This window comes from Desulfomicrobium norvegicum (assembly GCF_900114595.1).
Lineage (GTDB): Bacteria > Desulfobacterota > Desulfovibrionia > Desulfovibrionales > Desulfomicrobiaceae > Desulfomicrobium > Desulfomicrobium macestii.
In genome coordinates, this window is the sequence record NZ_FOTO01000004.1 from 297303 (window position 1) to 322110 (window position 24808).

The following is a 24808-nucleotide window of genomic DNA, read 5'->3' on the forward strand; positions in this document are numbered from 1 at the left end:
AACATTCACATTGTTATTTGGAGGAACCGGAATGATTAAGAAGCAAATTGTGGTCAATGGCATCCCCAGGAACCTGGTGGTCGACGCGGAAGAAACCCTGGTCAACGTGATCAGGAAGAGCATCGGCCTGACCGGCACCAAGGTCGGCTGCAACGAAGGCCAGTGCGGGGCGTGCAGCGTCATCATGGACGGCAAGGTAGTGCGTTCCTGTGCGACCAAGATGAAACGCGTCAACGATGGCGCCGAGATCACCACCATCGAAGGCATCGGCACCCCGGCCAATCCGCACCCGCTGCAGCTCGCCTGGATGCTCCACGGCGCTGCCCAGTGCGGATTCTGTTCCCCGGGCTTCATCGTCTCGGCCAAGGGCTTGCTGGACACCAACCCCAGCCCGACCCGCGACGACGTCCGCGACTGGTTTCAGAAGCATCGCAACGCCTGCCGTTGCACCGGCTACAAGCCGCTGGTGGACGCCGTCATGGACGCGGCCAAGGTGCTGCGCGGCGAAAAGAGCGCGGCCGACCTCGAATTCAAGATGCCTGCCGACGGCAGTGTGTGGGGCACCCGTTACCCCCGTCCCTCGGCCTTGAGCAAGGTCACGGGAACCCTGGATTTCGGCGCTGATCTGGGCCTGAAGATGCCCGCCGGCACCCTGCAGTGCGCCATGGTGCAGGCCGAAGTGTCCCACGCCAAGATCCTGTCCATCGACACCACCGAAGCCGAGAAGATGCCCGGCGTGTTCAAGGTCGTTACCCACAAGGATGTGAAGGGCAAGAACCGCATCACCGGTCTGATCACCTTCCCCACCAACAAGGGTGACGGTTGGGATCGTCCGATCCTGTGCGACGAGAAGATCTTCCAGTACGGTGACGCCATCGCCATCGTCTGCGCCGACACCGAAGAGCAGGCCAAGGCCGCTGCCAAGGCCGTCAAGGTCGAGATCGAGCAGCTGCCCGAATACATGAGCGCTCCGGCGGCCATGGCCGAGGACGCCATCGAGATCCATCCCGGCACGCCCAACGTCTACTACATCCAGAAGATCGCCAAGGGCGCCGAGACCGCTCCCATCTTCGACAAGGCCGACGTGGTCGTGGAAGGCAGCTACTACACCTCCCGCCAGCCCCATCTGCCCATCGAGCCCGACTGCGGCTTTGCGTACATCGATGACGAAGGAAAGCTGATCATTCACTCCAAGTCCATCGGCCTGCACCTGCATCTGTACATGATCGCTCCCGGCCTCGGTCTGGAACCCGATCAGCTGCACCTGGTTCAGAATCCTGCCGGCGGCACCTTCGGCTACAAGTTCAGCCCGACCCTGGAAGCCCTTGTCGGCGCCGCCGCCCTGGCCACCGGTCGTCCCGTGAATCTGGTATACGACTATCGTCAGCAGCAGGCCTACACCGGCAAGCGCTCCCCGTTCTGGACCAACGTGCGTCTGGCCTCCACCAAGGACGGCAAGCTTCTGGGCATGGAAACCGACTGGACCGTCGACCATGGCCCGTACTCCGAGTTCGGTGACCTGCTGACCCTGCGCGGAGCCCAGTACATCGGCGCCGGCTACGATATCGCGAACATTCGCGGCGAAGGCCGCACCGTCTGCACCAACCACTGCTGGGGCGCTGCGTTCCGTGGTTACGGCGCTCCCGAATCCGAGTTCCCGTCCGAGACCCTGATGGACGAACTGGCTGAAAAGCTGGGCATGGATCCTTTCGAGCTGCGCTACAAGAACATCTACCGCAAGGGTTCCACCACCCCCACGGGTCAGGATCCTGAAGTGTACAGCCTGCCCGAGATGTTCGACATCATGCGGCCCAAGTACGAGGAAGCCAAGAAGCGCGCCGCCGCTGCCTCTACCGCCGAAGTCAAGCGCGGCGTGGGCATCGCCCTGGGCGTTTACGGCGCAGGCCTTGATGGCGCCGACTCCGCCGCCGCCGATGCCGAACTGATGGCCGACGGCACCGTCACCATCTACGACTGCTGGCAGGATCATGGCCAGGGCGCCGACATGGGCACCCTGGGTACGGCTCACGAAGCCTTGAAGCCGCTGGGCATCACGCCCGACAAGATCCGCCTGGTCATGAACGACACCCGCGTGGCTCCCAACACCGGCCCTGCCGGCGGCAGCCGCTCCCAGGTCATGGGCGGACAGGCCATCATCAACGCCTGCGAACAGCTGCTCAAGGCCATGAAGAAGCCTTCCGGCGGATTCCGCACCTACGATGAGATGGTCGCCGAAAAGCTGCCCACAAAGTATAACGGCAAATGGACCGCTCCTGCCAAGGATTGCGACGCCAACGGCCAGGGCAGCCCCTTCTGCTGTTACATGTACGGCCTGTTCCTGTCCGAGGTCGCTGTTGAAGTCGCCACCGGCAAGACCACGGTCGAAAAGATGGCCATTGTCGGCGACATCGGCAAGGTCAACAACTACTCCCTGGTCGACGGCCAGATCTACGGCGGCGTGGCCCAGGGCATCGGCCTGGCGCTGACCGAGGATTACGAGGACCTGAAGAAGCATGCCACCATGCGCGGCGCCGGTATCCCCTACATCAAGGACATCCCGGACTCCATGGACATCACCTATGTGGAGACCCCGCGTCCCGCCGGCCCCTTCGGCGCCTCCGGTGTCGGTGAAATGCCTCTGACCGCTCCTCACGCAGCGGTCCTGAACGCCGTGTACAACGCCTGCGGCGCTCGTGTGCGCGAGATTCCCGCGCTGCCGGAGAAAATCCTGGCTGCAATGAAGAAATAATGACCTGGTCAACCTCCCTCCGGGCGCTTTTGCGCCCGGAGGGCTTTTTTTATTTCTAAGGAGTGGTCATGGACCAGAAGGAACTCAGGAAATGGGAAGCGAAATGCATCCAGGAGGAGCCCCCCAAATGCAAGGCCGGGTGTCCCCTGGGAGTTGATGCCAGAGCTTTCGCCCAGGCAATGGCCAAGGGCGATCTTGGCGCTGCGAGGACCGTGCTCGAAAAGAGCATGCCTCTTGCGGCGATTACGGCCCGATTGTGCGAGGCGCCCTGCGAGGAGTTCTGCGTGCGGGGGGATCTTGGAGGAGCCGTGGCCCTTGGAGGGCTTGAGCGCCTGTGCATCCGGGAGACCCGGCCCAAAGGCAAGCTTCTGCGTCTTCCCGCCCGTCCCAGGAAGGTGGCGGTGTTCGGGGCAGGGCCGAGCGGCCTGGCCGTGGCCTTTGATCTGGGCAAGAAAGGTTACCCCGTGACCGTGTACCATGTCGGCGAGGCTCCCGGCGGGTGGCTTCGCGATCTTCCCGAGGCCGACCTGCCGACGCGGGTGCTCGACGAGGAGCTGTCCAGGCTCGCCTCCCTGCATGTGACCTACGTGTCCGTCCCCGTCATGGATTTGCCCCTGGTCGAAGCGCATCCCGCCGACGCGGTGTATGTGGGTCAGGATGACGCACTTGCTCCGGAACTCCTGGCCTTGCTCGGTTCTCCTGATCCCGACACCTTTGCGCTGGAGCGTCCGGGCTGGTTCACGGGCGCGCTGGAAGGGCGGTCGCACCGGTTCATCAGCGCTGTTTCCCATGGCCGCGAAGCAGCCGTTTCCATCGACCGCTACCTGCAGAACGCCTCCCTGACCTCAAGCCGCGTTTTTCTGCGCAGGGGCCAGACATCGCTTTTTACCCGGACCACGGACATTGCCCCTGTCCAGAGGGTTGTCCCGGCCGACGGCGTCGCATTCACCACAGAGGAGGGCTTGCTCGAAGCGGCGCGCTGCATCGACTGCCAGTGCCTGGAGTGCGTGCGGCACTGCGTGTATCTGTCCGAGTACGGAGGGTATCCCAAGAGTTACGCACGCCGTGTCTTCAACAATTCGGCCATCGTGAAGGGCGGGGGCGTGCATCAGGCCAACACGTTCATCAATTCCTGCTCCCTGTGTGGGCAGTGCGAAACGCTGTGTCCCAACGACTTTTCCATGGCCGACATGTGCCTGGACGCAAGGCGACTGATGGTGCGCGACAACCGCATGCCGCCGTCGGCCCACTGGTTCGCCCTGGAGGAGATGCGCTCGGCAGCGAGCGAACAGGCCGCCTTTATCAGGCATGCGCCCGGAGCACCGGACAGCGCAATGCTCTTCTTTCCGGGTTGCCAGCTCTCCGGCATCCGTCCAGACCAGACCCTGCGCCTTTACGACCGCCTGCTGGAGATGGAGCCGCGCACGGGCATCTGGCTCGACTGCTGCGGCGCTCCCGCCCACTGGGCAGGGCGCGAGGACGAGTTCGCGGGCATGCTGGGCAAGCTGAAAGAAGCCTGGAAAGCCATGGGCAGCCCCAGGGTCGTCACGGCCTGTTCGACCTGTCTCAAGATGTTTCGCGAACACCTGCCGGTATTCGGGGCCGAATCGGTCTGGACCCTGCTGGCGGGCGAAGCCCTGATACCCGGCGAGCCCCGTGAGCCTCTGGCCCTGTCCGATCCCTGCACATCGCGGCACGACGCCGCCACGCGCGGGGCCGTGCACGCCGTGCTGGAGAAGCTCGGGCAGCCCCTGGCGCCGTTGGCCATGTCCGGCGAGCTGACGGAATGTTGCGGCTTTGGCGGCCTGATGGACAACGCCAACCCTGCCCTGGCCCGCAAGGTCGCCCAGGCGCGGGTGGCCCAGTCCGAGGCCTCTTTTCTGACCTACTGCGCCATGTGCCGCGATCAGCTGGCCAAGACCGGCAAGCCCGTCCTGCACATCCTTGACCTACTTTTTCCTGATCTGGCCCACGGTGCTACCGAACCGCCCGCCGGCATCTCGGTCCGGCGCGTGAACCGGCGCAGGCTCAAGGACGCTCTCCAGGGTCGGCACGGCCGCGAGGGCATGCCGCGTCAGCCCTTTGAGGACGTGTCCCTGGTTTATTCCACGGAAGTGGCCGAACTCTTGGAGACCCGGCGCATTCTCGAAGACGACCTGCGTCAGGTCCTGCACAAGGTCCGAAACGGCGGGAAATGTCTGGTCCATGGCGAAGACGGCCGCAGGATTGTCGCGGCCGAACTGGGTGAGGTCACCTACTGGGTGGAATTCAGGCACGTAAAGGATGGTTTCGAGGTCCTGCGGGCCTGGTCTCATCGCATGCGCATCGCGGGAGGGCGGATATGAGCAGTCTTACGTTCGAGCCCAAGGACATGAACTGGGTCTGCGAGCCCTGCGGCCAGGCCCTGGAGCTTGGCCGCGTGGAACTCACGTATCTGGGCAACTCCTTTCATGTGGAGTTGCCGGTCTGTGCCAGGTGCGGAGCGGTGTACATCTACGAAGAGCTGGCCATGGGGCGGATCTTCGAAGTGGAGCAGTTGCTTGAGGACAAATGAACTTTATGCCTCGCCTCCGGTGCGCAAGTTTCTCGGCCCAGTGCTGCGTCCGGGCGGCGAGAGGCTGACCAGGCTCATGCTCGCGCTGGCAGGCCCGCTGCACGGCGCGCTGGCTCTGGACGCCGGATGCGGTTGCGGGGCGACCCTGGCGCTGCTCAGGGAACATGGGGCCAGGGCCGTGGGTTTGGACTTGAATGCGGCTTTGCTGCGCGAAGCCGGAGACGTGGATGCGCGCGTCGCACAGGCTGATTTGGCCGATCTGCCGTTGCCGGACGCATGCCTGGACCTCGTTCTGTGTGAATGCGTCTGGAACCTGACCGACAAGGAGCGCGTGCTGGCGGAATTTCGCCGGGTCCTCAGGCCGGGAGGAACGCTCGCACTGGCCGACATTTACGCGCGCGGGTGCCGCACCGGAGATTGGCCCGTGCGCTGCTGTTTCGCGCAGGCCACGGATCTGCAGACGGTGATGGAGCAGGTTGCCGGAGCCGGATTTGAGATCGACGTGATCGAGGAGCACACGGAATTGCTCAAGAAGACCGCTGCCGATTTCGTGTTCCGGCACGGCTCCCTGCACGGCTTCTGGCAGGCCGTGACCGGCGACCCGGTGCTGGCGCAGATGGCTTGCGACGCCTCGCGGGCATCGAAGCCGGGTTTGTTTCTGCTGATTGGGCATGCCAGGGAAGTTACATAAGTCCTATAGGACCTATAAGACCTATGGGACCTATAGAGCACTTTGTTTTATTTAAACAAATACCGAGGCCGACATGAACGAATACGATCTCGACATCCTGCGCCTGCACACCCAGGGTTTTTGCTGCGCGCAGATCGTCGTGCAGATGGCTCTGGAGATGCAAGGTGCTGAAAATCCGGGTCTCATCCGGGCCATGTCTGGACTGTGCGTGGGTTTTTCGTCCGCTCGGGGCGCGTGTGGAGCCTTGACCGGAGCAGCCTGTCTCATTGCCTATTATGCGGGAAAGGGTACGGCCGATGAACAAGTGCACGACAGATTGCCCCTCATGCTGACCGAACTCGCGGATTGGTTCGAGGAATACGCCACGGAACGCTTCGGAGGCATGGCCTGCTCGGCCATCGTGCCCGACGGCAAGCCGGATGCGTCCATATGCGGCGGTCTTGTTTCCGAGTGTTTCGGCAGGGCCATGACCATCCTGGTTGAAAACGGATTTGATCCTTCGAGCGATATTCATGAGTAAGGTGTTGGGTTCGATCCGGAGCGTGTGCCCGGAATGTCTGGGCAGGGTGACCGGGGAGTTGGTGCAGACCGGGGATGTCGTGCGCATGGTCAAGAGATGTCCCGAGCATGGAGAGTATACGACAGTCGTCTGGCGTGGGGATCCGGCATTTTCAAGCTGGGTGCGGCCCAAGATTCCTTTTGGCGGTGGTGTGCGCGAATCGGTCGGCAATGGCTGCCCCTATGACTGCGGCCTGTGCGCGCGCCATGCCCAGCGCACCTGCACGGCATTGGTCGAGATCACCTCGCGCTGCAACCTGCACTGTCCGGTATGCTTCGCCGACAGCGGCGGGGCAGAAAAAGATCCGGATCATGACATCCTGCGGCGCATGTTCGAGCAGACCATGGCCCGCACCGGCGGCTGCAACCTGCAACTTTCCGGCGGGGAGCCGACCGTGCGCGATGATCTGCCGGACATCGTGCGTCTGGCCAAGCGTGCCGGGTTCGGGTTTGTGCAGCTCAATACCAACGGGCTGCGTCTGGCCGAAGATCCGGCCTTGGCCGGAAAGCTCGCCGAAGCCGGGCTGTCGTCGATTTTCTTGCAGTTTGACGGCGTGCGCGACGAGGTCTTTCGCACCTTGCGCGGCCGGGATCTGCTGGAGACAAAGAAAAGGGCCATGGACCACGCGGCCGGAGCGGGGCTCGGCATCGTGCTCGTGCCGACCGTGGCGCGCGGCGTGAACGTCGACCAGTTGTGGGATATCGTTCGGTTCGGGCTTGAGCGTCAGCCGCACGTGCGCGGAGTGCATTTTCAGCCCATGAGTTATTTCGGTCGCTTTCCCGCTGATTTTTCGCCGGAGCACGTCACCTTGCCCGAGGTCATGACCGGCCTGTGCGAGCAGAGCGGCGGCGAGATCAAGGCGGGGGATTTTTTGCCTCCGGGCTGCGAGCACGCCCTGTGTTCCTTCTCGGGCAAGTTCATGACGCGCGAGGACGGAGTGCTCTTGCGTATGGGCAGCGGGACTTGCGACTGCACCCCAAGGCCCGCCGAGGCCGGAGCGCTGAAGTCCATTGGCGTCACGGCCCGTCAATGGTCCGCTCCGGTGGTCCCGGAGGCTCAGTCTTCAGATTGTTCCCGCACGTCCCCGGACACCTCGCCCGGCGACGACCTGGATCGTTTTCTGGCCCGCGCCCGGACGCATTCCTTCACCATTTCGGGCATGGCCTTTCAGGACGCCTGGACCCTCAATCTGGACCGCTTGCAGGGCTGCTGCATTCACGTGGCCCAGCCCGACGGGCGGCTCATCCCCTTTTGTGCCTTCAATCTGACGTCCAGGGATGGCCGCAGCCTGTATCGCGGTACCGTATGAAGCCAAGCAGCGTGGACGCCTTGTCGGCCAGGCGCCTCGGCCTTGCCTGGCCTCCGGACCGGGAGCGGATCGAGACCGCGCGCATGGAAGCGCTCAGAAGCACCGTGGCCCACGCACGGCAAAAGAGCTCCTGGTACCGTGAGCGACTGGCGGGTCTGGACCCGGATTGTCTGCGCTCCAGCGTCGATCTTGCGCGTCTTCCCTTTCTGAACGGCGCGGACTTGGCGGCCCACGGCCGAGAGCTGCTCTGCGTCTCCCAGAGCGAGGTGGCACGTATTATCACTTTGCAGACCTCCGGCAGCACCGGCGCGCCCAAAAGGCTGCATTTCACGCGCGAGGACCTGGATTCGACTGTCGATTTTTTTCAGCAAGGCATGTTTTCGCTCATTTCATCCCACGACAAAGTGCTCGCCCTGCTCCCTTTTTCCCTGCCGGACAGCACCGGTGATCTGCTCATCCGTGCCCTGGCAAAAGGGGGCGTGCACTGCGAGGGCGTGTGGCCGCCGACAGACTGGAGGGCTTTGGCCCTGCGCATCCGGGACGAGAATTTTACCAGCATCGTCGGCCTGCCCCAGCACCTCCTGGCTCTGGCCTATGAACTTCCGCACGGCCTGGTGCGCAACATGCTCCTGTGCTCGGATTACGCCCCGCAATCCCTGCGCGCCCGAATCGAGGAAGCCTGCGGCAGCGAGACCTTTCTGCACTACGGCACCACCGAGACGGGACTTGGCGGCGGCGTGGAATGTCAGGCGCACGGCGGCTGTCACATGCGCGAGTCAGACCTCCTGATCGAGATCGTCGACCTGCGCACAGGAGCACCCGTGCCCGAAGGCGAGGTGGGGGAGGTGGTCGTCACCACCCTGAACCGTCAGGCCATGCCGTTGCTGCGTTACCGCACCGGAGACCTGGCCAGCCTCGACACGTCGCCCTGCCTGTGCGGCGGGGTCTCAGCCCGCTTGTGCGACATCCGGGGTCGGCGCAAGGCCTGTCCGATCGCGGGAGGCTACTCCGTGGCCAGCCAGGACCTCGATGATGCCCTCTTTGCGCTGGATGGCCTGCTCGATTATCGCGCCTCCTTGACACGTTCGGCCGGAAGGGATGCAATCAGCGTTGAATTTCTGGCCAGGCCGGGGCATGAGCGCCTGGAGCGGGAGATTCATCGGGCCTTGAAATCGGTGCCTGCCCTGAACATGGCCATGCAAAGCCTGACCTTCGAGGCCGGGCCCGCGCTGCGGGTGGAGTCCTTTTCTCCGTCGCACACCTTGAAACGCACCATCCTTGATAACCGTGGGAGTTGTTCATGAATGATATATTTCAGTCTGTTGTGGAAGTTCTTCTGAAGGGGGAAGACGCTGTTTTCTGCGGCATCGTCGAGAGTTCCGGCTCTGCCCCACGCACTTCCGGGGCGCGCATGCTGGTGCTGTCCGACGGGTCCATCCATGGCTCGGTGGGCGGTGGCCCCGTCGAGGGAGCCTGCCAGGCCAAGGCCGCAAAACTTCTGCAAGGGACAAAGACGCATCACTTTCTGTCCTTTGACCTGAATTCCGTCAAAGCCGCCGATGCGGGCATGGTCTGCGGTGGAGCGGTCAAGGTGCTGCTGCAGCGGGTTTCCGCGGAGCATCTGCCATTTTTCGAAAACATCGTGCGTTTGCAGCGAGAAGGGGAGAGGCCGGTGCTGGTCACCGTCATGCAGCCGAAGCAGGATCCCGTGCTGGCCGTCTGGACGGCGCGCGACGGACTGGCGGGAGCCGCACTGCCTGAAACCCTCGCCGGAGAGCTGGCGCGCAAGGCCGCCAAGACGCGTCAGTCCTTTGGTCTCGAAGAAAGCGGCGTTAGCGTCTTTGCGGAGCCCGTCGTCACGCCGACGGTGCTGCACCTGGTCGGCGCGGGGCATGTGGCCCTGGCCACGGCCAAGGTCGCGGCTTTTGCCGGATTCGAGGTGGTGGTCATGGACGATCGCTCCGAATTTGCCGATCCCGGGCGTTATCCAGAGGCGCGCGAGGTGCGCGTGCTGGAAAATTTCGATGCCTGCCTCGCCGATCTTGGCGCTGACGACTATGTGGTCATCGTCACGCGTGGGCATCTGCACGACCGCGACGTCCTGGCCCAGGCGCTCAAAACCGGGGCCGGGTACATCGGCATGATCGGCAGTCGCAGCAAGCGCGACGCGGTGTACCGTTCGCTTCTGGAGTCCGGCTATACCCAGGCAGACCTGGACCGCGTCTTTTGTCCTATCGGTCTGACCATCGGCGCGGACACGCCCGAGGAAATCGCCGTCAGCATCGTCGGCGAGATGATCCGGGTGCGGGCCGGGGTCCCGGCGTGACGGAAGGAGGCACACGCTTCGGGGCCGTCATCCTTGCGGCCGGGTTTTCCTCGCGCATGGGCGATTTCAAACCCCTCATGGACCTCGGCGGCATGGCGGTGCTGGAGCGCTGCGTGCGCATGTTTCGCGACGCAGGCGTCGAGCGGGTCCTGGTAGTCACCGGGCATCGCGCCCCCGAGGTGCGGGCCGAGGCCGGGCGGCTTGGCGTACCCACGATTTACAACGAGGGGTACGAGAAGGGCATGTTTTCCTCCGTGCGCACGGCCGTGTCCGCCATGTCCGGGCACGACGCCTTCTTTCTCCTGCCCGTGGACATCCCGCTGGTCCGTCCTTCCACGGTCACGGCCCTGCTCGACGAGTATGACGGCCGCATCGCCTTTCCCGTCTTCGAGGGAGAACGCGGACATCCGCCCCTCATTCCCGCCGCCCTGATCCCCGCCATCCTGGAACATGACGGCCGGGGCGGTCTGAAGACGCTGCTGGAAGGGTACCGTGCCCTTGATGTTCCGGTCTGGGACAGAGGCATCCTTCTTGATGCCGACACCATGACGGATTTTGCGCTTCTTGAGAGGCGCGCCGCCCGTCTCCATATCGGCGATCGCGGCGAGGCCCTGGCCCTGGCCGCGCAGTCCATGCCCGAGCGGGGCCTCGCACACGGTCTGGCAGTGGCCGCCGTGGCCTTGCGCCTGGGCGGAGAGCTGAACCGGCATGGAGGGAATCTTGATCCGGACCTGATCCACAACGCCGCGCTGCTGCATGACGTGGCCAAGGGCTGTCCCGGGCATGAGGCCGCCGGCGGCGAGCTGCTGGCGCGTTTCGGGCTGTCCGGCCTGTCCTCCATAGTGGCCGCCCATCGCGACGTCCCGCCCCCGGCTTCGGGCGTGCTGACGGAGAAGGAGGTGGTCTGTCTGGCCGACAAGCTGGTGCGCTGCGACAGGCGTGTGGCCGTGCGGGATCGTTTCGGCGAGAAGCTGGCCCTGTACCGCTGCGACGAGGAGGCCTGCGCGGCCATCCGAGGCCGCATGGACAACGCCCTGGCCCTGGTGGCCCTGGTCGAGGCGGCCTGCGGTCGGGGTATCGAGGAGATTCTTGTGGGGGAAGCGGCGTGAGCGAAATCTATCTCATCCGCCACGGCGAGATCACCCAGTCCTCGCCGCGTCGCTTTGTGGGGCAGACGGATCTGCCTCTGACGGACAGGGGGCGGGAGCAGATTGAAAGGGTGGCGCTATTTCTTACCGGCAGGGGCGTGGGGCGGCTGCTGTGCAGCCCGATTTCGCGCTGCGTGGAGAGCGCGGGCATCATCGGCGCGGTTCTGGGGATTGCGCCCGAAATCGTCCCGGACCTGCGCGAGATCGCGCTTGGCGCCTGGGAGGGCCTGACCGTGGACGAGGTGCGCGAGCGTTTCCCGGGCCGCTACGAGGCGCGGGGCCGAAACCTGGCAGGATTCCGTCCGCCGGACGGGGAGAGCTTCGCCGACGTGCAGCGCCGAGCCTGGCCGGCCTTCGAGACGGCCGCCGTCGATCTGGATGAACCTCTGGCCATGGTGGCTCACGGAGGAGTCAACCGTGTGCTCCTGTGCCGCATCCTGGGCATGCCGCTCGAAAACCTGTTCCGCCTGGAGCAGCACTATGCCTGTGTCAATATTCTGCGGGAGGACGACGGTGAGTTCCGCGTGGCGACGATGAACCATTGGGCGGAGTGAACGGACGGGCTGCTCCGGAAATCCGGTTCCGGAGATCCGGTTCCGGAGATCATGGAACCGGGACATGCATCCGGTCGGTAAGGAAATAAAAAGGACCGCCGCGTGATTATCGCGGCGGTCCTTTGTGTTGCGAAGCCGGACTCGGAAGGTCAGAAGCGGTAGGCCACGCTCATGCCGATCAGATGGGCGTCGCCGTCCTCGAAGTCGGCGGTTTCGACGTTCCCGCCGCTGACATGGATTTCCGCGCCCTTGCGGTCGATGATCAGCAGATAGGTATAGCCAAGATCCACGCTCCAGGCGTCTCCGTGCCAGCCAAGGCCGGCGGAGAAGAGCTGACGGTCGTTGGCCGGGACCATGTAGTCGGCGCGTTCGGTGCGGACGGGCGTTTCGTCGTAGACGTAGCCGGCTCGCAGATCCCAGGCCGGAGTCAGGGCGTATTCGGCCCCGATCGCCAGTCTCCAGGTATCCTTCCAGTCCTTGAAGACGGGGCCGGAGGGGTTGACGCCATTGATACGGATGTCCAGTTCCTCGTATGAGGACCAGCCAGTGCGGGTCACGTCCACTTCGATGCTCAGCCTGTCGACGGGGGTCAGGCACATGCCGAGGGACCAGGAGTCCGGCAGGGTGATTTCGCCGTCGGCGTCACCGTTGAGCATGTCGCCCATGGCTCCGGGCATGTTGCTTTCGGCCTCGCCGCGCGGATGCACGTCGATGGCGCTGCGGTACATGAGCCCGAAGGACAGCCAGTCCGTCGGTGCATACAGGGTGGAAACGCTGACACCCAGTCCGACGTCGTCGCCCCGGACCTTCAGGTCGTAGGCTCCGGCCACTGTCTTCTTCTGCTCGAAATCGAAATAATTGGCCTCGACGCCAAGGCCGATGGACCAGGTGTCCGTAAGCTTCATGCCGAGCACTGGCGTAACGGAAACGCTCTTGATGCCCGCATAATAGACGCTGCTGCTTCCGGCCCAGTCCTCGTCGAATTCCGTGCCGAGCCCGAAGCGGTTGTAGACGCCGATCCCCAGCCAGTAGCGCTCGCCGAGCTGGTGCACCGCGTAGGCATGGGGCAACAGCCAGACATTGTCCTTGCCGTCGGCGCTCTGCCGTCCGTCAATGGACACGGTGGCCATGGGGGCCACGGCCACCAATCCGGTCATGACCTGCGTGCCGTTCAGCCCGGTCATGGCGGCGGGGTTGGACGCCACCACCGAGGCATCGGCCTTTCTGGCCATGGTCGTGCCGCCGAGGGCATTGCCCCGTGCGCTCCACTCGTAAACGGCAAAGCCGGCCGCCGACACCTGCTGTCCCGTCAGCAACAGCGCCAACATGACAGCGGCAACAATTCTCCCCATCGCTCCTCCTCGTTCAGCACAGGTTCATGCGCACCCGTCCGGGCGCGCGACAAGCTCCGGCGCATACGGATTTTTTTCTGTCATCTCAAGGAGAAAGGGCAAAGTGATCGCTCAGTTGCGGCTAATTGATTGCGGCAATGACGGGAGGGAATCCAGCAGTAGCGGTGAGTTCAGTCGTTGAGTGTCTCCCGCAAGGGAATTGTCGTGGTATCACTTCTCGTGATGAGACAACGAGAACATCGGCCGATCGCTTGCGAAGACGTTCGCGTGCGAAAGGGATTTATCATACGTCGTCGAGCAGCACGCCAATCTCTTCCGGTGACGGAAGGTGCCCTTTCAGCGCGCTGGGCACGCTTCTGGTCGTTTCGTAGGTTGCCACGCCAATGGGTTTTCGTGAATCGCGCAGGGCGTATTCGACCACGGTCCGGTTTTTATCCCTGCAGAGAATAATGCCTATGGATGGATTTTCGTCCTCGTGGCGGACATGGTTGTCAAGCGCCGCAAGATAGAATTGCATCTTTCCGACGAATTCGGGTATGAATTTTCCGATCTTGAGTTCGATGGCCACCAGCGCCTTGAGCCGTCGGTGAAAGAGCAGCAGATCGATGAAAAATTCATCGCCCCCGACCTCAAGCCGGAACTGACTGCCCATGTAGGCGAACATGCCGCCCATGGAGCGCAGGAAGTCTTCAATACGTCCGATGAGCCGTTTTTCCAGTTCTCGTTCGCTGTGCTTTTCGCCGAGTTCCAAGAAATCGAATGTATAGCCGTCCCTCACGGCCAGCTTGGCCTGGTTGCGGAGTTCCGGCGTCAGTGCCTGTTCGAAATTGTGCTGCCCGAGAAGTGATTTCTCGTAGCTATGGTTGTCGATGTGGTGAATGAGCACGTTTTTCGACCAGCCGAATTTGCGGGTCATGCGGATATAGAATTCTCTTTCAAGTGCGTCCTTGCAGCGCTGGAGGATGGCCAGATTATGGGACCAGCCTATTTGTGCAACCAATGGTTGCACTCGGTCATCGTTGTGATAAAGAATATAAAATTCACGCATGTAAAATATGTTTCGTCTTGAGAATCCGGAGATGCCCGGAAATTCCGAGCGCAGGTCCCCTGCCAATCGTTCCGCAATGGCGGAACCATGCCGCGCATCTGTCTGCCGATCCACGATCATGCGCCCAATATCCCAGTAAAGGTAGACCAGTTCTCTGTTGACCGCCTTGAGGGCTTCGTATTGGGCGTTCCGGATACGTGTTTTGACCTCCGCAAGGAGGTGGACATAGTCTTCAGGCGTGCCGAAGGAATCCGGCGTGTGTCTCTCGAATGATTTCATCCCTTTTCTCTCCTGAGGATCTTGAATGTTCCCGGTCCGGGTGAAGAGCCGTGACGGCGTTGCCGGTTTTGGCTTGCCTCGCGGTCAACAGACCGTTTCCTTTTCCTGGCGGAAACGGGGGGCGCATAGTGACATAGACCGGAAAGCGGGGAGATACATCGGGAATTTTATGAAAATCAGGGAAGGAATCTAGGTAGTTCTGATCATGATCAGATCATGGAAGGGCGAGGCTGCGATGCGGGTTACTACAAGCGGGGAGCAGCTTCAGAAGGACAAAAGCCTTATCGTTTGTCGGTTCGGAATCTGCCCGGAGAGTGCCTGTGTCTAAGCGCAACGCTCTTTCGATTGCAGTTAAAGTCGTCTCCATAAATACAATCACGGGTCCGTAATGCGACAAAGACCCTCGCCTCAGCCTGTCCTGATCACGGCGAGGGTCATGTCGTCGGCCTTTTTCTTTGTTCCCCGAAAGGCGTTCACGGTTTCGATGATCTCCCGGATGATCCCGGCGGCCGGGAGATCATGGTGGGTGCGGATGGTGTCCTTGAGGCGCTGCTTGCCGAACATCTCCCCGTCCGGTGACATCGTCTCCCAGATGCCGTCCGTGCCGATGAAGATGATCCGGCCCTCGGGCAGGCCGGGGCGCTCGTGCAGCTCGAAGTCGGTTTGCCTGATGACGCCGAGGGGCAGGCCTTCCCCACGGAGCTCCTCGAATCTGTCTTCGACCGGGGAATAGACCAGGGCCGGATCGTGCCCCGCCCGGACCCAGCGGATGGCCCCGCTTTCAGTCAGTTCCAGCAGGAACAGGGTCATGAACCGCCCCGTGCGGTCCGTGTCCTCGGCCACAAGCTCGTTCACGCGCCCGACGATATCGTCCAGACCCTTGCCGCAGGCTGCCTGGCTCCGGATGTAGGCCCTGGCCGAAGCCATCATCAGGGCGGCCGGGATGCCGTGTCCGCTGACATCGCCGACGGCGATGACGAGACTCTTCCCATCCGCGCCTTGTCTGGGGATGAAGCCGTAGTAATCGCCTCCGGTCTCGTGGCAGTACTCGCTGACGGCGGCGATGTCGTGCCCGCCGAACCGTGGACTTTCCGTTGGCAGGAGGTTCTGCTGGATCTGCTGCGCCACTTCCAGGGCGTTCTTGATGTGAATCCGGTCTTCGAGTTCAGGGACCATGCGGTTGAAGGCCTTTCCGAGCTGTCCTATTTCGTCCTTGCCCCGCACGTCGGCTCGCGCCGCGAAGTCGCCACGGGCGATCCTGGCCACAGCGGTGGCGAGCATGGAGATGTTGCGCGTGAAGAGCTTGGACAGGATGAAGGCCACGGCGCAGACAACCCCGCCCACGATCAGGACGATGACGCCCATGCTCCGGATGTGGCTGCGGATTTGGGCGAGGATGAACTCCCGTGCGGTCAGGGTTTCCCTGACGACATCGGCCTTGGGCACGAGAACCATGAGGGCCGCTCCGCCTGGTTCGATGGGTGCATAGGCCCACAGCGTGTCCTCTCCCTTGGAACGCATGTCGGCGATACCCGAGGTCGTCGCCGTCAGGTCCTGCAGCATGGCGGCGTAGGACTGTACATCGTCGGAAAGGAGCCATGTGTCCGTGCCCGGCCGGCCCCAATGACCGCGCTGGGTTTCCTGGGACTGCTCCCGGGCGACGATCCGCAGCTGCCTTTCCAGCGAGCCGGGGGCGGTTTCCGGGCTGGCCAGAAACGTGGCCGCGTTGTCCGAAAAGATGCCAAGATGCGGGTTCTTGTGGAGAAGTGCGCTCACCGGAACGGCAAGGGTCACGTGGCCCTGGACCGTACCGGTTTCGTCCTTGATGGCGGAGGTGATGTTGAAGACGAGCAGACGGGTGCGCGGGTCGATCTGTGGGTCCGACCACGCAAGCTCCCGGACGTGTTGCGTGTCGGCGTCGCGGTATAGCGGTTCGCGAAGGAACATGCGCGAGGTGGATTTCGGGTAGGTGATCCGTGTCGCGTCGGAAAGCTCGATGTCGATCCAGAGGACGAGATCGCTGTACCTGAACTTCAGATTTTTCAGGACGGGAAGGAGCAGGTCGTGCAGGGATGAGGCCGAGGGATCGGGGATGCTCCGCCGATCGTTTTCGATCTCCATGGAATCAAAGTCGACCTCCAGATTCTGCCGTCCGCTTCTGTGGAGAAAATAATAGTCGTCCCGGGCGGTGAAGACCTGCGCCGCTGACGGCAGAAAGCGGGGTTCGGTCGCGGCGTGCTCGTGTCCGTACAGGATGCCTTCGATCCTGGAGGCGAGAAACTGCGCGTTGGATTCCAGGAGCTGCTGTTCACGCCGCAGGATGCGGGCATGGTCCTCGACGATCCGTTTCAGGGTCGTTCGGGCGGTGTTCATGAGGCGTTGAAACTCCGGTCCACGAGTCCGTCGCCGAGGGCGGCCAGGTTGTCCCGGAATTGGAAGCCGACCACGAGCAACGGCGCGAGGGAAATGAAGAGCAGCAGTACGAGCAGTTTGTTTCGAATGCCCATGGGTCCTCCACGGAAAGGCGATGCGCTGGGGTGTTGGTCAGTGTATACCAACCCCGGTCAGGGGGGAAGTGCCCCGGACGCGGCGACGAGACTGCCGTCATGATGACGCAGCAGGCCGGACGTAGCGCCTGGAAAGTGAAAACGCCGTCCCGGTTGTCCGGTACGGCGTTTGTCATGCAGATCACGGCCTGGCGCAGGAGGAAGGGCTTTTTAGAAACGCTTGAGCTCTTCCTTGGCCAGGACCGCGTGAATTCCGTCGCTGTCCGCCGGATGGACAAGAAGCGTCGATCTGCCGTTCATGCAGATGGTCTTGAGCTGGTCCGAGATGCGAATGCGTCTTGCGTCCTCGATGGGCGCGTTGTCCGGGGTGCGGATGTCCTCGATGGACTCGTAGCTCCTGAGTTCTCCCGCCGTCATGACCGATCCGGCTTGCCCCAGATGATACCAGCCCCGGAAGCGACCGTCGTTGCCCTGCAAGCGCAGGCCGATTCCAGCCAGGGCACCGATGATGCCGCCGCCGGTGCCGCCGTGCTCGGACAGGTGTATGCCGAGCTTTTCGGCCAGGGTATACGCCTGGCTTTTGGTCAGTACCTCCTTCTTGGCGCGCAGACCGAATGAGATCAGGGCCTTGCAGGTTTCAGTCTCGGGTTCGGGGACGATGCACAGTCCCGGATCTGAGCCTGGCGCGCTGTGCGTTTCAAGGTAGGCGCTCAGGAATTCTGCGTATTTTTCCGGCGCGACGTCGGTCTTGGCCGTAAAGACCATGGAACTGTTGTGCGAGGTGTAGGGGATGTCCGGGTGCACGAAGAGCTGATGGCGGGAGATCATGGAATATGAGCCCCAGCCCATGGCGGTCATCTCGCGACACGCGGCCTCGACCAGCCACCCTGTGCCCTTGCTTTCCAGATTGTCGGTGTCGTCCATGCAGATCATGAGTTTCACGGGTTCGCTCCTGAATTTTCGGGTTTGGGATTTGCGGAAAGAAGTCCACGGGCTTCAAGTTTGGTCAAAAGGGCCGGAACGGGCAGCGCGCCCAGTGCTCCAAAAATCATTCCGCCGCCGGTCTTGATGGCGGTGCTCATGAACAGCACCTGCACGTCCATGCCGACCATCCACTCCGAAAAGAGTGAGATCGGGGCGCGGGCCGCGCCCGCCAGCAGGCCCGCGACGGCGAAGAAGGCGAGGTTCTTGCGATGGCTTTCCAGGAACGGCACGCAGAAATCGATGACCAGGGCGGGCAGCATGTAGCTGACGATGCCCAGGGGGCCGAGCTTGCCGCTGCCCGTGAACATGCCTAGCAACCCGGCCATTCCCGCAGCCAGGGTGGCGCTCCAGCGCTTGCGCACGCACAGGGCGGCGAGCATCAGAAAAAGGATCAGAAAAAACATGGAGTGGCCAGGCACCTTGAGGTGCAGGCGCAACATGAGCTTGGTGGACAGAATCAGCAGGGAGCAGAAACCCAGGAAAAGGGATTCCTGCAGGGTGAAGCCGAACATGTGGTTACGCACGGGGCTCTCCGGTTGTATTTGATGGATTGGGGCCGGGCCACACTGTGCGGTCCGGGTGCAGGCCGTACCAGCGGCAGTGGGCGGCCAGGGCCACGTCCTTGGCAAGGACCAGGCTGGAGACGATGGCGGGCAGGCAGATGACGCGCACCAGCGTGCCCCAGTTGGCGGGGTTGACGAGCTCGCGAGGAAGGATGCGGGCCCCGCGCAACACCTGACTTTCATATGTTTGCACCGAGACGCCCCACAGCGTTGGGAAGAAGAATACACAGGTGGAGAGCACGAAACCTACCTTGGCGGGCAGAAAGCGGACCAGGAGTCTGGCCATCTCCCCGTGATGCGTGGTCTTCATGAGCAGCACTCCCGGCAAGACGAGCAGCACGAGCCGACAGGCGACCAGGGCCCCGTCCGGCAGGCTCTGCACGCCGTATCGAAGCAAATAGAGGGCCATGACCAGCACGACCTGCCAAATGAAGACAAGGACGAGGCGTCTCCAGGGATGGCGATGGGCTCCCGTGGCTACGGCCAGGGCCGCCGTGCCCAGGGTCAGGGCCGTCAGGCTCCAGGGGCCGTGCCAGAACAGGGCGCCCATGGCGAGTGCCATCGCCGCAGTGATGCGAAGGATCAGCCGGGTCTGCCTGACTCGCGTGGTGTGTCGTGATGACCCGTTCAGCATGGGATGAGCCCCATGGCCCGAAGTTCGTGGACGCTGTGCGCACCATGCACGGCGGGACTGCGGTGCAGGGTGCAGATGACGGACCTGCCGTCAAGGCACGCCTGGTGCAATATGCTCCAGACGCGGGTGGTCGAGGCCGGGTCCAGACCCACGAAGGGGTCGTCCAGCAGGAGCAGTTCCGGCTCCACGGCCAGGACCGAGGCCAGGGCCACGAGATGTTGCTCGCCGTGGCTGAGCAGGAATGGCGGGCGCTCGGCCAGTGCGACCAGATCCAGTTTTTCAAGGATGTCCATGGCCAGTTCACGGCAACGCGCCTTGGGCAGGCCGCGGTACGTCAGGGGAAAGGAGACCTCGTCCAGGACCGTATCCGCCGTGAGTTGGCGGGCGGGGTTCTGGATCAGCAGTCCGACCCTGCCGCGCAGTCCTTTCGGAGTCGGCGTCAGGCCGAAGACGGAGGCGCTGCCGTCGCTCAGGGGCTCAAAGCCCGTCAGGCAGCGCAGCAGCGAGGTCTTACCCGAGCCGTTACCACCCTTGATGATGGCGATTTCGCCTTGGTGCAGCGTGAAATCGAGCCGTTCCCAGATGCGTTTGTCACCCAGTTCAAGTCGTGCGTTCTCCATGGTCACCACGGCGGTTTTTCCGGGTACGGAGGGAGGGGCGGGCAGGGCAACGGGGGGAGTGTCGACGGCGGGCCGCAGAGTCCTGTTCGCGATGCCCAGGATGCGGCCGATGGCGCGCAATGGAGCGGGGTCGTGTTCACACAGAACCACGCTCCCGCCTGCGGCCAGGAAATTTTCGAGGATAGAGTTCAGGGCGTCGATGCCGCCCTGGTCGAGCTGGGCGCAGGGCTCGTCCAGCAGCAGGATATGGGGCTCCATGGTCAGCATGGCCGCCAGGAGGAGTTTGTATTTTTGACCGACGGACAGGGTCCCCACCGGGCGGTCCAGGGGCAGGGTGTCGTGGTCGAGTCCCACGCGGGACATGGCCCCGAGCATGCGCGAGGTAATCTTCTCGGGCGGCACGCGCAGGTTCTCCAGCCCAAAGGCCAGTTCGGACCCTACATCGGCGCAAAGAAGCTGTGTGTCGGGGTTCTGAAGGATGAGCCCAATGCGCCCCGGAAGGGCCTGGGAAACTGGCTGGCCGTCTAGCAGGACCCGGCCAGGTCCCGGCTCGTGCAGGCCGGCCATGGTCCGCAGCAAGGTTGATTTTCCGCATCCCGTGGGGCCGGTGATGCAGACGCATTCCCCGGGGCCGACCTCAAGGTCGACCCCGGAGTAGAGCGGGCCGGTCAGGCCGGCCGCGCCGACATTTTCCAGCGTGAGCGCCATCAGAAGGCGTAGTCGATGCCGCAGTAGAGGGTCCGTCCGGGACGGGGGAAGCCGTAGCTCTCCTCGTAGTCCTCGTCGAAGAGGTTGTTCACCCCTGCATAGACGCTCAATGCCTTGTCCAGGAAGGACTGGCTGATCTTCAGATCGACCACCGTGAAGTCGTCCATGCGTTTCTTCTCGGTCGCGTCGTCGTTGTAGGTGTACTGGTTGGCCACGTACCGGACTCCGGCATTCAGAGCGGTGCCGAAGGGGCAGGTGTACTGGGCCTCCAGGGCCACGGTGTCGCGCGGACGGTACTGCAGTTCGTCGCGTTCGGAGTTGTCGGACTTGTCTTCGGAATGCAGGTAGCCGTAGCTCGCCCGGGCCCAGAAGGAGTCGAAGAACCTGTTTTCCAGACCCACTTCGAAGCCTTCGAGGAGGTATTCCTCATAGTTCTCGTAGATATCGGTCGTGTCGTCCTTCTCGATGAGGTTCTCGGCATACGTACGGTACACGGAGCCGGTGAACACGGTCTTGAAGGGCAGTTCCTGGTCCAGGCCGATCTCGAAGTGGCGGGCCACCTCCGGTTCCAGGTCCGGGTTGCCGGAGGTGGCGTCGAAGAGGTTGCGGATGGAGGCGAAGCGCACCTTGCGGGCGTGGTTGGCGGAGATGGTCGTGCCTTCGAAGGGCCGGTAGCTGGCGCCGAGGAGGTAGGTCCAGTCCGTCGCGGTTTCGGACTCGGGGCCGGTCTGGGCCACGTAGCCGCCGCCGGCCACCAGGGTCACCTGTTCGATGGGAGTGATGGTGTATTCCATGGCCGCAGAGTATTCCTGCAGGTCCTTATCCGTATCGATGATGGTCTCGCCTTTCTTCTTCTTGGTGAACCCGGTTTCTTCCCAGCTCTGGTTCTCGCCGCTCAGGGCCGCGGTCAGGACGCCGTATGCGTCGAAGTCGTAGCTGGCACGCATGTTCGTGCCGGCGATGGTGCTGGTGGAGTCGCTCTTGGAAGAGCCGCTCAGGTCGGTCGTGCTGTAAGAATCGTCGTCGTAGCCCTTGGTCAGTTCGTTGCGCTGGTTCGCATAGACGGCCGTGGCGATGGTCAGCGGAAAATCGAACTCGTGGCGCAGGTTGAACTGGGCAGCCAGGTCGCTGTAGTCTTCCAGGCGCTCGTACTTGGCCGTCTTGCCAAAGGGGTCGGTGCTGTCGGTGATGACGGACGGCGGCTTCCCGTAGCTTCCGCCGGTGTACGAGAAGACGGCGCCAAGCTGGGTGCTTGCGTCGATGTTGTAGGCGCCGTTGAAGAAGAAGCTGTTGCGCTCACGGTCGCTGTTCTCGCGGCGGTCGGAGTCCTGGGCCTCGTTTTTGTCGAAATCGTCGGAAATCAGGTAGCCGTTGGAATTGAGCCGGCTCACGCTGCCGAAGAAAAATCCCTTTTCGTTGCCGCCGGAGAGGGATGCCTTGCCTAGGTAGGAATCTTCCTGCCCGGCACGAAGGCCCACGGAGCCGTGCATGCCCTGGTTGCCGCCCTTGGTGATGATGTTGATGACGGCTGCCGTGCCGCCGGAACCGTACAACACCGAACTCGCGCCCTTGGTCAGGATGATGCGGGAAATGTTCTCGGCAGGGATGGATGCAGGATCGAACTGGCCGTCATAGGTGGACTGGAAGGGCACGCCGTTGATCAGAAGCTTGATGTGCCTGGTTCGGAAGCCTCTGATGTCGATGCGCGGAGTTCCATCGGCGGCCGTGCGGATGTACACGCCGGGGAGCATCTGGATGGCCTCGTTCAGGGTCGTCGCGCCACGGGTTTCAATGTCCTTGGCCGTGACCTCGGTGATGTTGGTCACGTCGTCCACGCCCGGTTTGTCGGAAGTCACGACAATTTCGCCCAGAGCATATTCAGGCTCTTGGGCAAGGGCGGGTTGGGCTGCGACCAGGGCGAGGAACAGCAGGAGGGCCAGTTGGAATCGGGGCATGGTAATCCTCGGAAGTAAAGGGTTGGTGGTAGGTTGGCATCAACAGCATGTAATTATGTCTGATTCGGTATAGTTTGAAAAAATTTTAGTCAATAATGTCGAATATGTCAGATGAGGCATAATAAGTTTGTTGGCCCATGCCTCGCCATGCAAGGCGACTCTGGATTGTTGGACAGGGAATTCGTGACGACGTATGGGAGGCACACTCGTGTTTAATGCTGCAAGCAAATAAGGATTTCGCATGAAAGATAAAGACAACAGTGCTTTGGGTCGTTCTCTGTGGCGGCTGGTGCGTTTTGCCCGCCCGCATGCGCGGCGCATAGGCCTCGGGCTTGCCGCCAATGCGGGGGCACGATTTTTCGACCTTCTGCCCATGATCGTGGTCGGGCGCGTGGTGGATACCGTGGCCGGGGCTCTGCGTGAAGGGCAGGTCCTGGCTGGCGCCGATTTTGCTTGGGCAGGCCTTCTGGTGCTGGGTACTTTTGCCGGGCTGGCCGTGTTTCAGAGCGTCAGCGACTACACCCTGGACTCGGCGGCGCAGCGGATTCGCCACGACCTGCGCGTGGATCTCTACACCCATGTGCAGAAGCTGGACGTGTCCTACTTCGAATCCCGCCAGACCGGCGACATCATGGCCGTGCTGGCCGGGGATGTGGACAATCTGGAGCGCTTCTTCTCCGACACGTCCACGAGCATCGTGCGTCTGCTTATAACCTTCACCGGAATCTACGGCATCCTCTTCTGGATGGACTACCACCTTGCGCTGCTGCTCCTTGCGCCCATGCCCATCGCCATCTGGGCCGTGCGCTTCTTCGCCACCCGCGTCGCCCCGCAGTACCGCAAGGCGAGAAAGGCCGTCGGCGACATCAACGCCATCCTGGAAAACAACCTCCAGGGCATGAACGTCATCCAGGCATATTCCGCGCAGGACCACCAGACCGGCCGCATCCGTCTTCGATCCGAGGAATATCGCGACGCTGCCATCCGCGCCGCCCGCGAGCGGGCGCGATTCGTGCCCCTGCTCTACGGGGTGGCGGGGATTGGATACGCGCTCCTGATCGGCGGAGGCGGGTGGATGACATTCGCGGGCATCGGCCCCAGCGTGGGCGATTTCACGACTTTCGTGCTCCTGGCCATGCGCCTCATCCTGCCCCTTTTCGTCTTCGGCATGCTCATCAATCAGATCCAGCAGTCCGAAGCTTCGGCCCTGCGCATCAACGAAATTTTCGACACGACGCCCACGGTGCGCGATCAGGCCAAGGCCCACCCTCTTGACGGGGAACTTCGCCGGGTCGAGGTTCGCGATGTCTGCTTTGCCTATCCGGAGCGCGAGAAGGTTCTGTGCGGAATAAATCTGTGTCTTGAGCGCGGCCGGGTGCTGGGCGTGGTCGGTCCCACCGGGGCGGGCAAGAGCTCCCTCGCCAAGCTCATGCTGCGCTACTACGATCCGTTGGATGGGCAAATTCTGGCCAACGGTCGCGAGCTGTCTTCCGTGACTCTGGACTCATGGCGGGGGCGTATCGGCTATGTTTCGCAGGAGGCCTATCTGTTTCACGGCACGGTGTCCGAGAATATCCGTCTCGGGTCGCCGCTGGCCTCGGATGACGATGTTGTGCGGGCGGCGGACATGGCCGGAGCCGGTGAATTCATCGCCGCATTGCCGCAAGGATACGAAACCATGGTCGGGGACCGGGGCATGAAGCTTTCCGGCGGACAGCGGCAGCGCATCTCCCTGGCGCGGGCCATCCTGCGCGATCCGGAGTTTCTGATTCTGGACGAAGCCACCTCCAGCGTGGACACGCGCACGGAGGAGGTCATTCAGAACAATCTCAAAAACCTGCGCGCCGAACGTATCACCCTGGCCATCGCGCACCGTTTGTCCACGGTGCGGCACTGCGACGAGATCGTCGTGGTCGTGGACGGAATCATCGTCGAGCGTGGAACGCACGGGGAACTGGTGGCGGCGGGCGGCGTTTATGCGGGGTTGTGGCAGGTGCAGAGCGGGGAGTAGCACAGGGCATGAGAAGGCAGAAGGTCGGCGTTAGAGCGGCGCGCCTGGATGGCTCGGGAGGCGGGCCAAAACTCCTTCGCGGGCCTCGTAGAGTTGAACCATTGCGTGCGGCGCGGTAGTCTCGGGCAGGCTGGCCGGCAATGGTTCAACAAACGATGCCAGGCTCAGTCAGACAGTCGGCCCGCCTCCCGAGCCATCCAGGCGCGCCTTGCGAAGGTGCGGGGGATGTCAGGTTGGCGTGATTGGGAGAGGAGACA

At 62.8% G+C, this 24808-nt stretch carries 20 protein-coding genes; 11 read left to right on the forward strand and 9 right to left on the reverse strand.

Going from position 1 to position 24808, the window contains the following annotated elements:
* The first annotated feature begins 31 nt into the window (after nt 1–31).
* From BMZ24_RS08845 to BMZ24_RS08890, 10 genes are all read left to right on the forward strand, one after another.
* The gene (locus tag BMZ24_RS08845) at nt 32–2749 is read left to right on the forward strand and encodes a molybdopterin-dependent aldehyde oxidoreductase (protein ID WP_092191351.1); all 2718 of its coding nucleotides are present in this window, start codon (nt 32–34) and stop codon (nt 2747–2749) included.
* A 68-nt stretch (nt 2750–2817) separates the two neighbouring features.
* On the forward strand, nt 2818–5094 hold the full coding sequence (locus BMZ24_RS08850) for a pyridine nucleotide-disulfide oxidoreductase/dicluster-binding protein (protein ID WP_092191353.1): 2277 nt from the start codon (nt 2818–2820) through the stop codon (nt 5092–5094).
* Nucleotides 5091–5303 (forward strand): DVU_1557 family redox protein, encoded by a 213-nt coding sequence (locus BMZ24_RS08855; protein ID WP_092191465.1) that lies wholly within the window; start codon nt 5091–5093, stop codon nt 5301–5303. Before BMZ24_RS08850 ends, BMZ24_RS08855 begins: the two co-directional genes overlap by 4 nt.
* On the forward strand, nt 5290–5994 hold the full coding sequence (trsM, locus tag BMZ24_RS08860; RefSeq protein ID WP_161949092.1) for a DVU_1556 family methyltransferase: 705 nt from the start codon (nt 5290–5292) through the stop codon (nt 5992–5994). The genes BMZ24_RS08855 and trsM overlap by 14 nt, the downstream gene beginning before the upstream one ends.
* 73 nt (nt 5995–6067) lie before the next feature.
* Entirely contained in the window at nt 6068–6514 is a 447-nt protein-coding gene (locus BMZ24_RS08865; protein ID WP_092191357.1) for a DVU_1555 family C-GCAxxG-C-C protein, read from the forward strand.
* Nucleotides 6507–7862 carry a radical SAM (seleno)protein TrsS gene (gene trsS / locus BMZ24_RS08870; protein WP_092191359.1) on the forward strand — a complete coding sequence of 452 codons (1356 nt, stop codon included), beginning with the start codon at nt 6507–6509 and terminating at the stop codon, nt 7860–7862. The genes BMZ24_RS08865 and trsS overlap by 8 nt, the downstream gene beginning before the upstream one ends.
* Nucleotides 7859–9166 carry a DVU_1553 family AMP-dependent CoA ligase gene (locus BMZ24_RS08875; protein WP_092191361.1) on the forward strand — a complete coding sequence of 436 codons (1308 nt, stop codon included), beginning with the start codon at nt 7859–7861 and terminating at the stop codon, nt 9164–9166. The genes trsS and BMZ24_RS08875 overlap by 4 nt, the downstream gene beginning before the upstream one ends.
* Nucleotides 9163–10188: an XdhC family aldehyde oxidoreductase maturation factor gene (locus BMZ24_RS08880; protein ID WP_092191363.1), complete on the forward strand. Its 1026-nt coding sequence runs from the start codon at nt 9163–9165 to the stop codon at nt 10186–10188. Before BMZ24_RS08875 ends, BMZ24_RS08880 begins: the two co-directional genes overlap by 4 nt.
* Complete coding sequence (locus tag BMZ24_RS08885) at nt 10185–11297, forward strand: DVU_1551 family NTP transferase (protein WP_244150315.1); 1113 nt, start codon at nt 10185–10187, stop codon at nt 11295–11297. The genes BMZ24_RS08880 and BMZ24_RS08885 overlap by 4 nt, the downstream gene beginning before the upstream one ends.
* Nucleotides 11294–11890 (forward strand): histidine phosphatase family protein, encoded by a 597-nt coding sequence (locus BMZ24_RS08890; protein WP_161949093.1) that lies wholly within the window; start codon nt 11294–11296, stop codon nt 11888–11890. Before BMZ24_RS08885 ends, BMZ24_RS08890 begins: the two co-directional genes overlap by 4 nt.
* Nucleotides 11891–12039: 149 nt before the next feature.
* Here the strand turns inward: BMZ24_RS08890 and BMZ24_RS08895 are convergent, their stop codons facing one another.
* From BMZ24_RS08895 to BMZ24_RS08930, 9 genes are all read right to left on the reverse strand, one after another.
* Entirely contained in the window at nt 12040–13242 is a 1203-nt protein-coding gene (locus tag BMZ24_RS08895) for an OmpP1/FadL family transporter (protein ID WP_092191368.1), read from the reverse strand.
* 283 nt (nt 13243–13525) lie between these two features.
* On the reverse strand, nt 13526–14569 hold the full coding sequence (locus tag BMZ24_RS08900; RefSeq protein WP_092191370.1) for a PDDEXK nuclease domain-containing protein: 1044 nt from the start codon (nt 14567–14569) through the stop codon (nt 13526–13528).
* A 408-nt stretch (nt 14570–14977) separates the two neighbouring features.
* A complete protein-coding gene (locus BMZ24_RS08905; RefSeq protein WP_092191372.1) occupies nt 14978–16942 on the reverse strand; it encodes a PP2C family protein-serine/threonine phosphatase in 1965 nt (654 codons plus the stop codon).
* Nucleotides 16939–17076 (reverse strand): hypothetical protein, encoded by a 138-nt coding sequence (locus tag BMZ24_RS19685; protein WP_153304609.1) that lies wholly within the window; start codon nt 17074–17076, stop codon nt 16939–16941. Before BMZ24_RS19685 ends, BMZ24_RS08905 begins: the two co-directional genes overlap by 4 nt.
* Before the next feature lie 210 nt (nt 17077–17286).
* Nucleotides 17287–18009 (reverse strand): hypothetical protein, encoded by a 723-nt coding sequence (locus tag BMZ24_RS08910; RefSeq protein ID WP_244150323.1) that lies wholly within the window; start codon nt 18007–18009, stop codon nt 17287–17289.
* A gap of 5 nt (nt 18010–18014) precedes the next feature.
* Nucleotides 18015–18584 carry an ECF transporter S component gene (locus BMZ24_RS08915; RefSeq protein ID WP_161949094.1) on the reverse strand — a complete coding sequence of 190 codons (570 nt, stop codon included), beginning with the start codon at nt 18582–18584 and terminating at the stop codon, nt 18015–18017.
* On the reverse strand, nt 18577–19257 hold the full coding sequence (locus BMZ24_RS19800) for an energy-coupling factor transporter transmembrane component T family protein (protein ID WP_092191378.1): 681 nt from the start codon (nt 19255–19257) through the stop codon (nt 18577–18579). The genes BMZ24_RS08915 and BMZ24_RS19800 overlap by 8 nt, the downstream gene beginning before the upstream one ends.
* Complete coding sequence (locus tag BMZ24_RS08925; RefSeq protein ID WP_092191381.1) at nt 19251–20585, reverse strand: ATP-binding cassette domain-containing protein; 1335 nt, start codon at nt 20583–20585, stop codon at nt 19251–19253. The genes BMZ24_RS19800 and BMZ24_RS08925 overlap by 7 nt, the downstream gene beginning before the upstream one ends.
* The gene (locus BMZ24_RS08930; RefSeq protein WP_092191383.1) at nt 20585–22540 is read right to left on the reverse strand and encodes a TonB-dependent receptor plug domain-containing protein; all 1956 of its coding nucleotides are present in this window, start codon (nt 22538–22540) and stop codon (nt 20585–20587) included. Before BMZ24_RS08930 ends, BMZ24_RS08925 begins: the two co-directional genes overlap by 1 nt.
* Nucleotides 22541–22781: 241 nt before the next feature.
* On the opposite strand from BMZ24_RS08930, the gene BMZ24_RS08935 reads away from it, so the two are divergent.
* Nucleotides 22782–24551, forward strand: a complete 1770-nt coding sequence (locus tag BMZ24_RS08935; protein WP_092191385.1) for an ABC transporter ATP-binding protein — start codon at nt 22782–22784, stop codon at nt 24549–24551.
* Nucleotides 24552–24808: the final 257 nt, after the last annotated feature.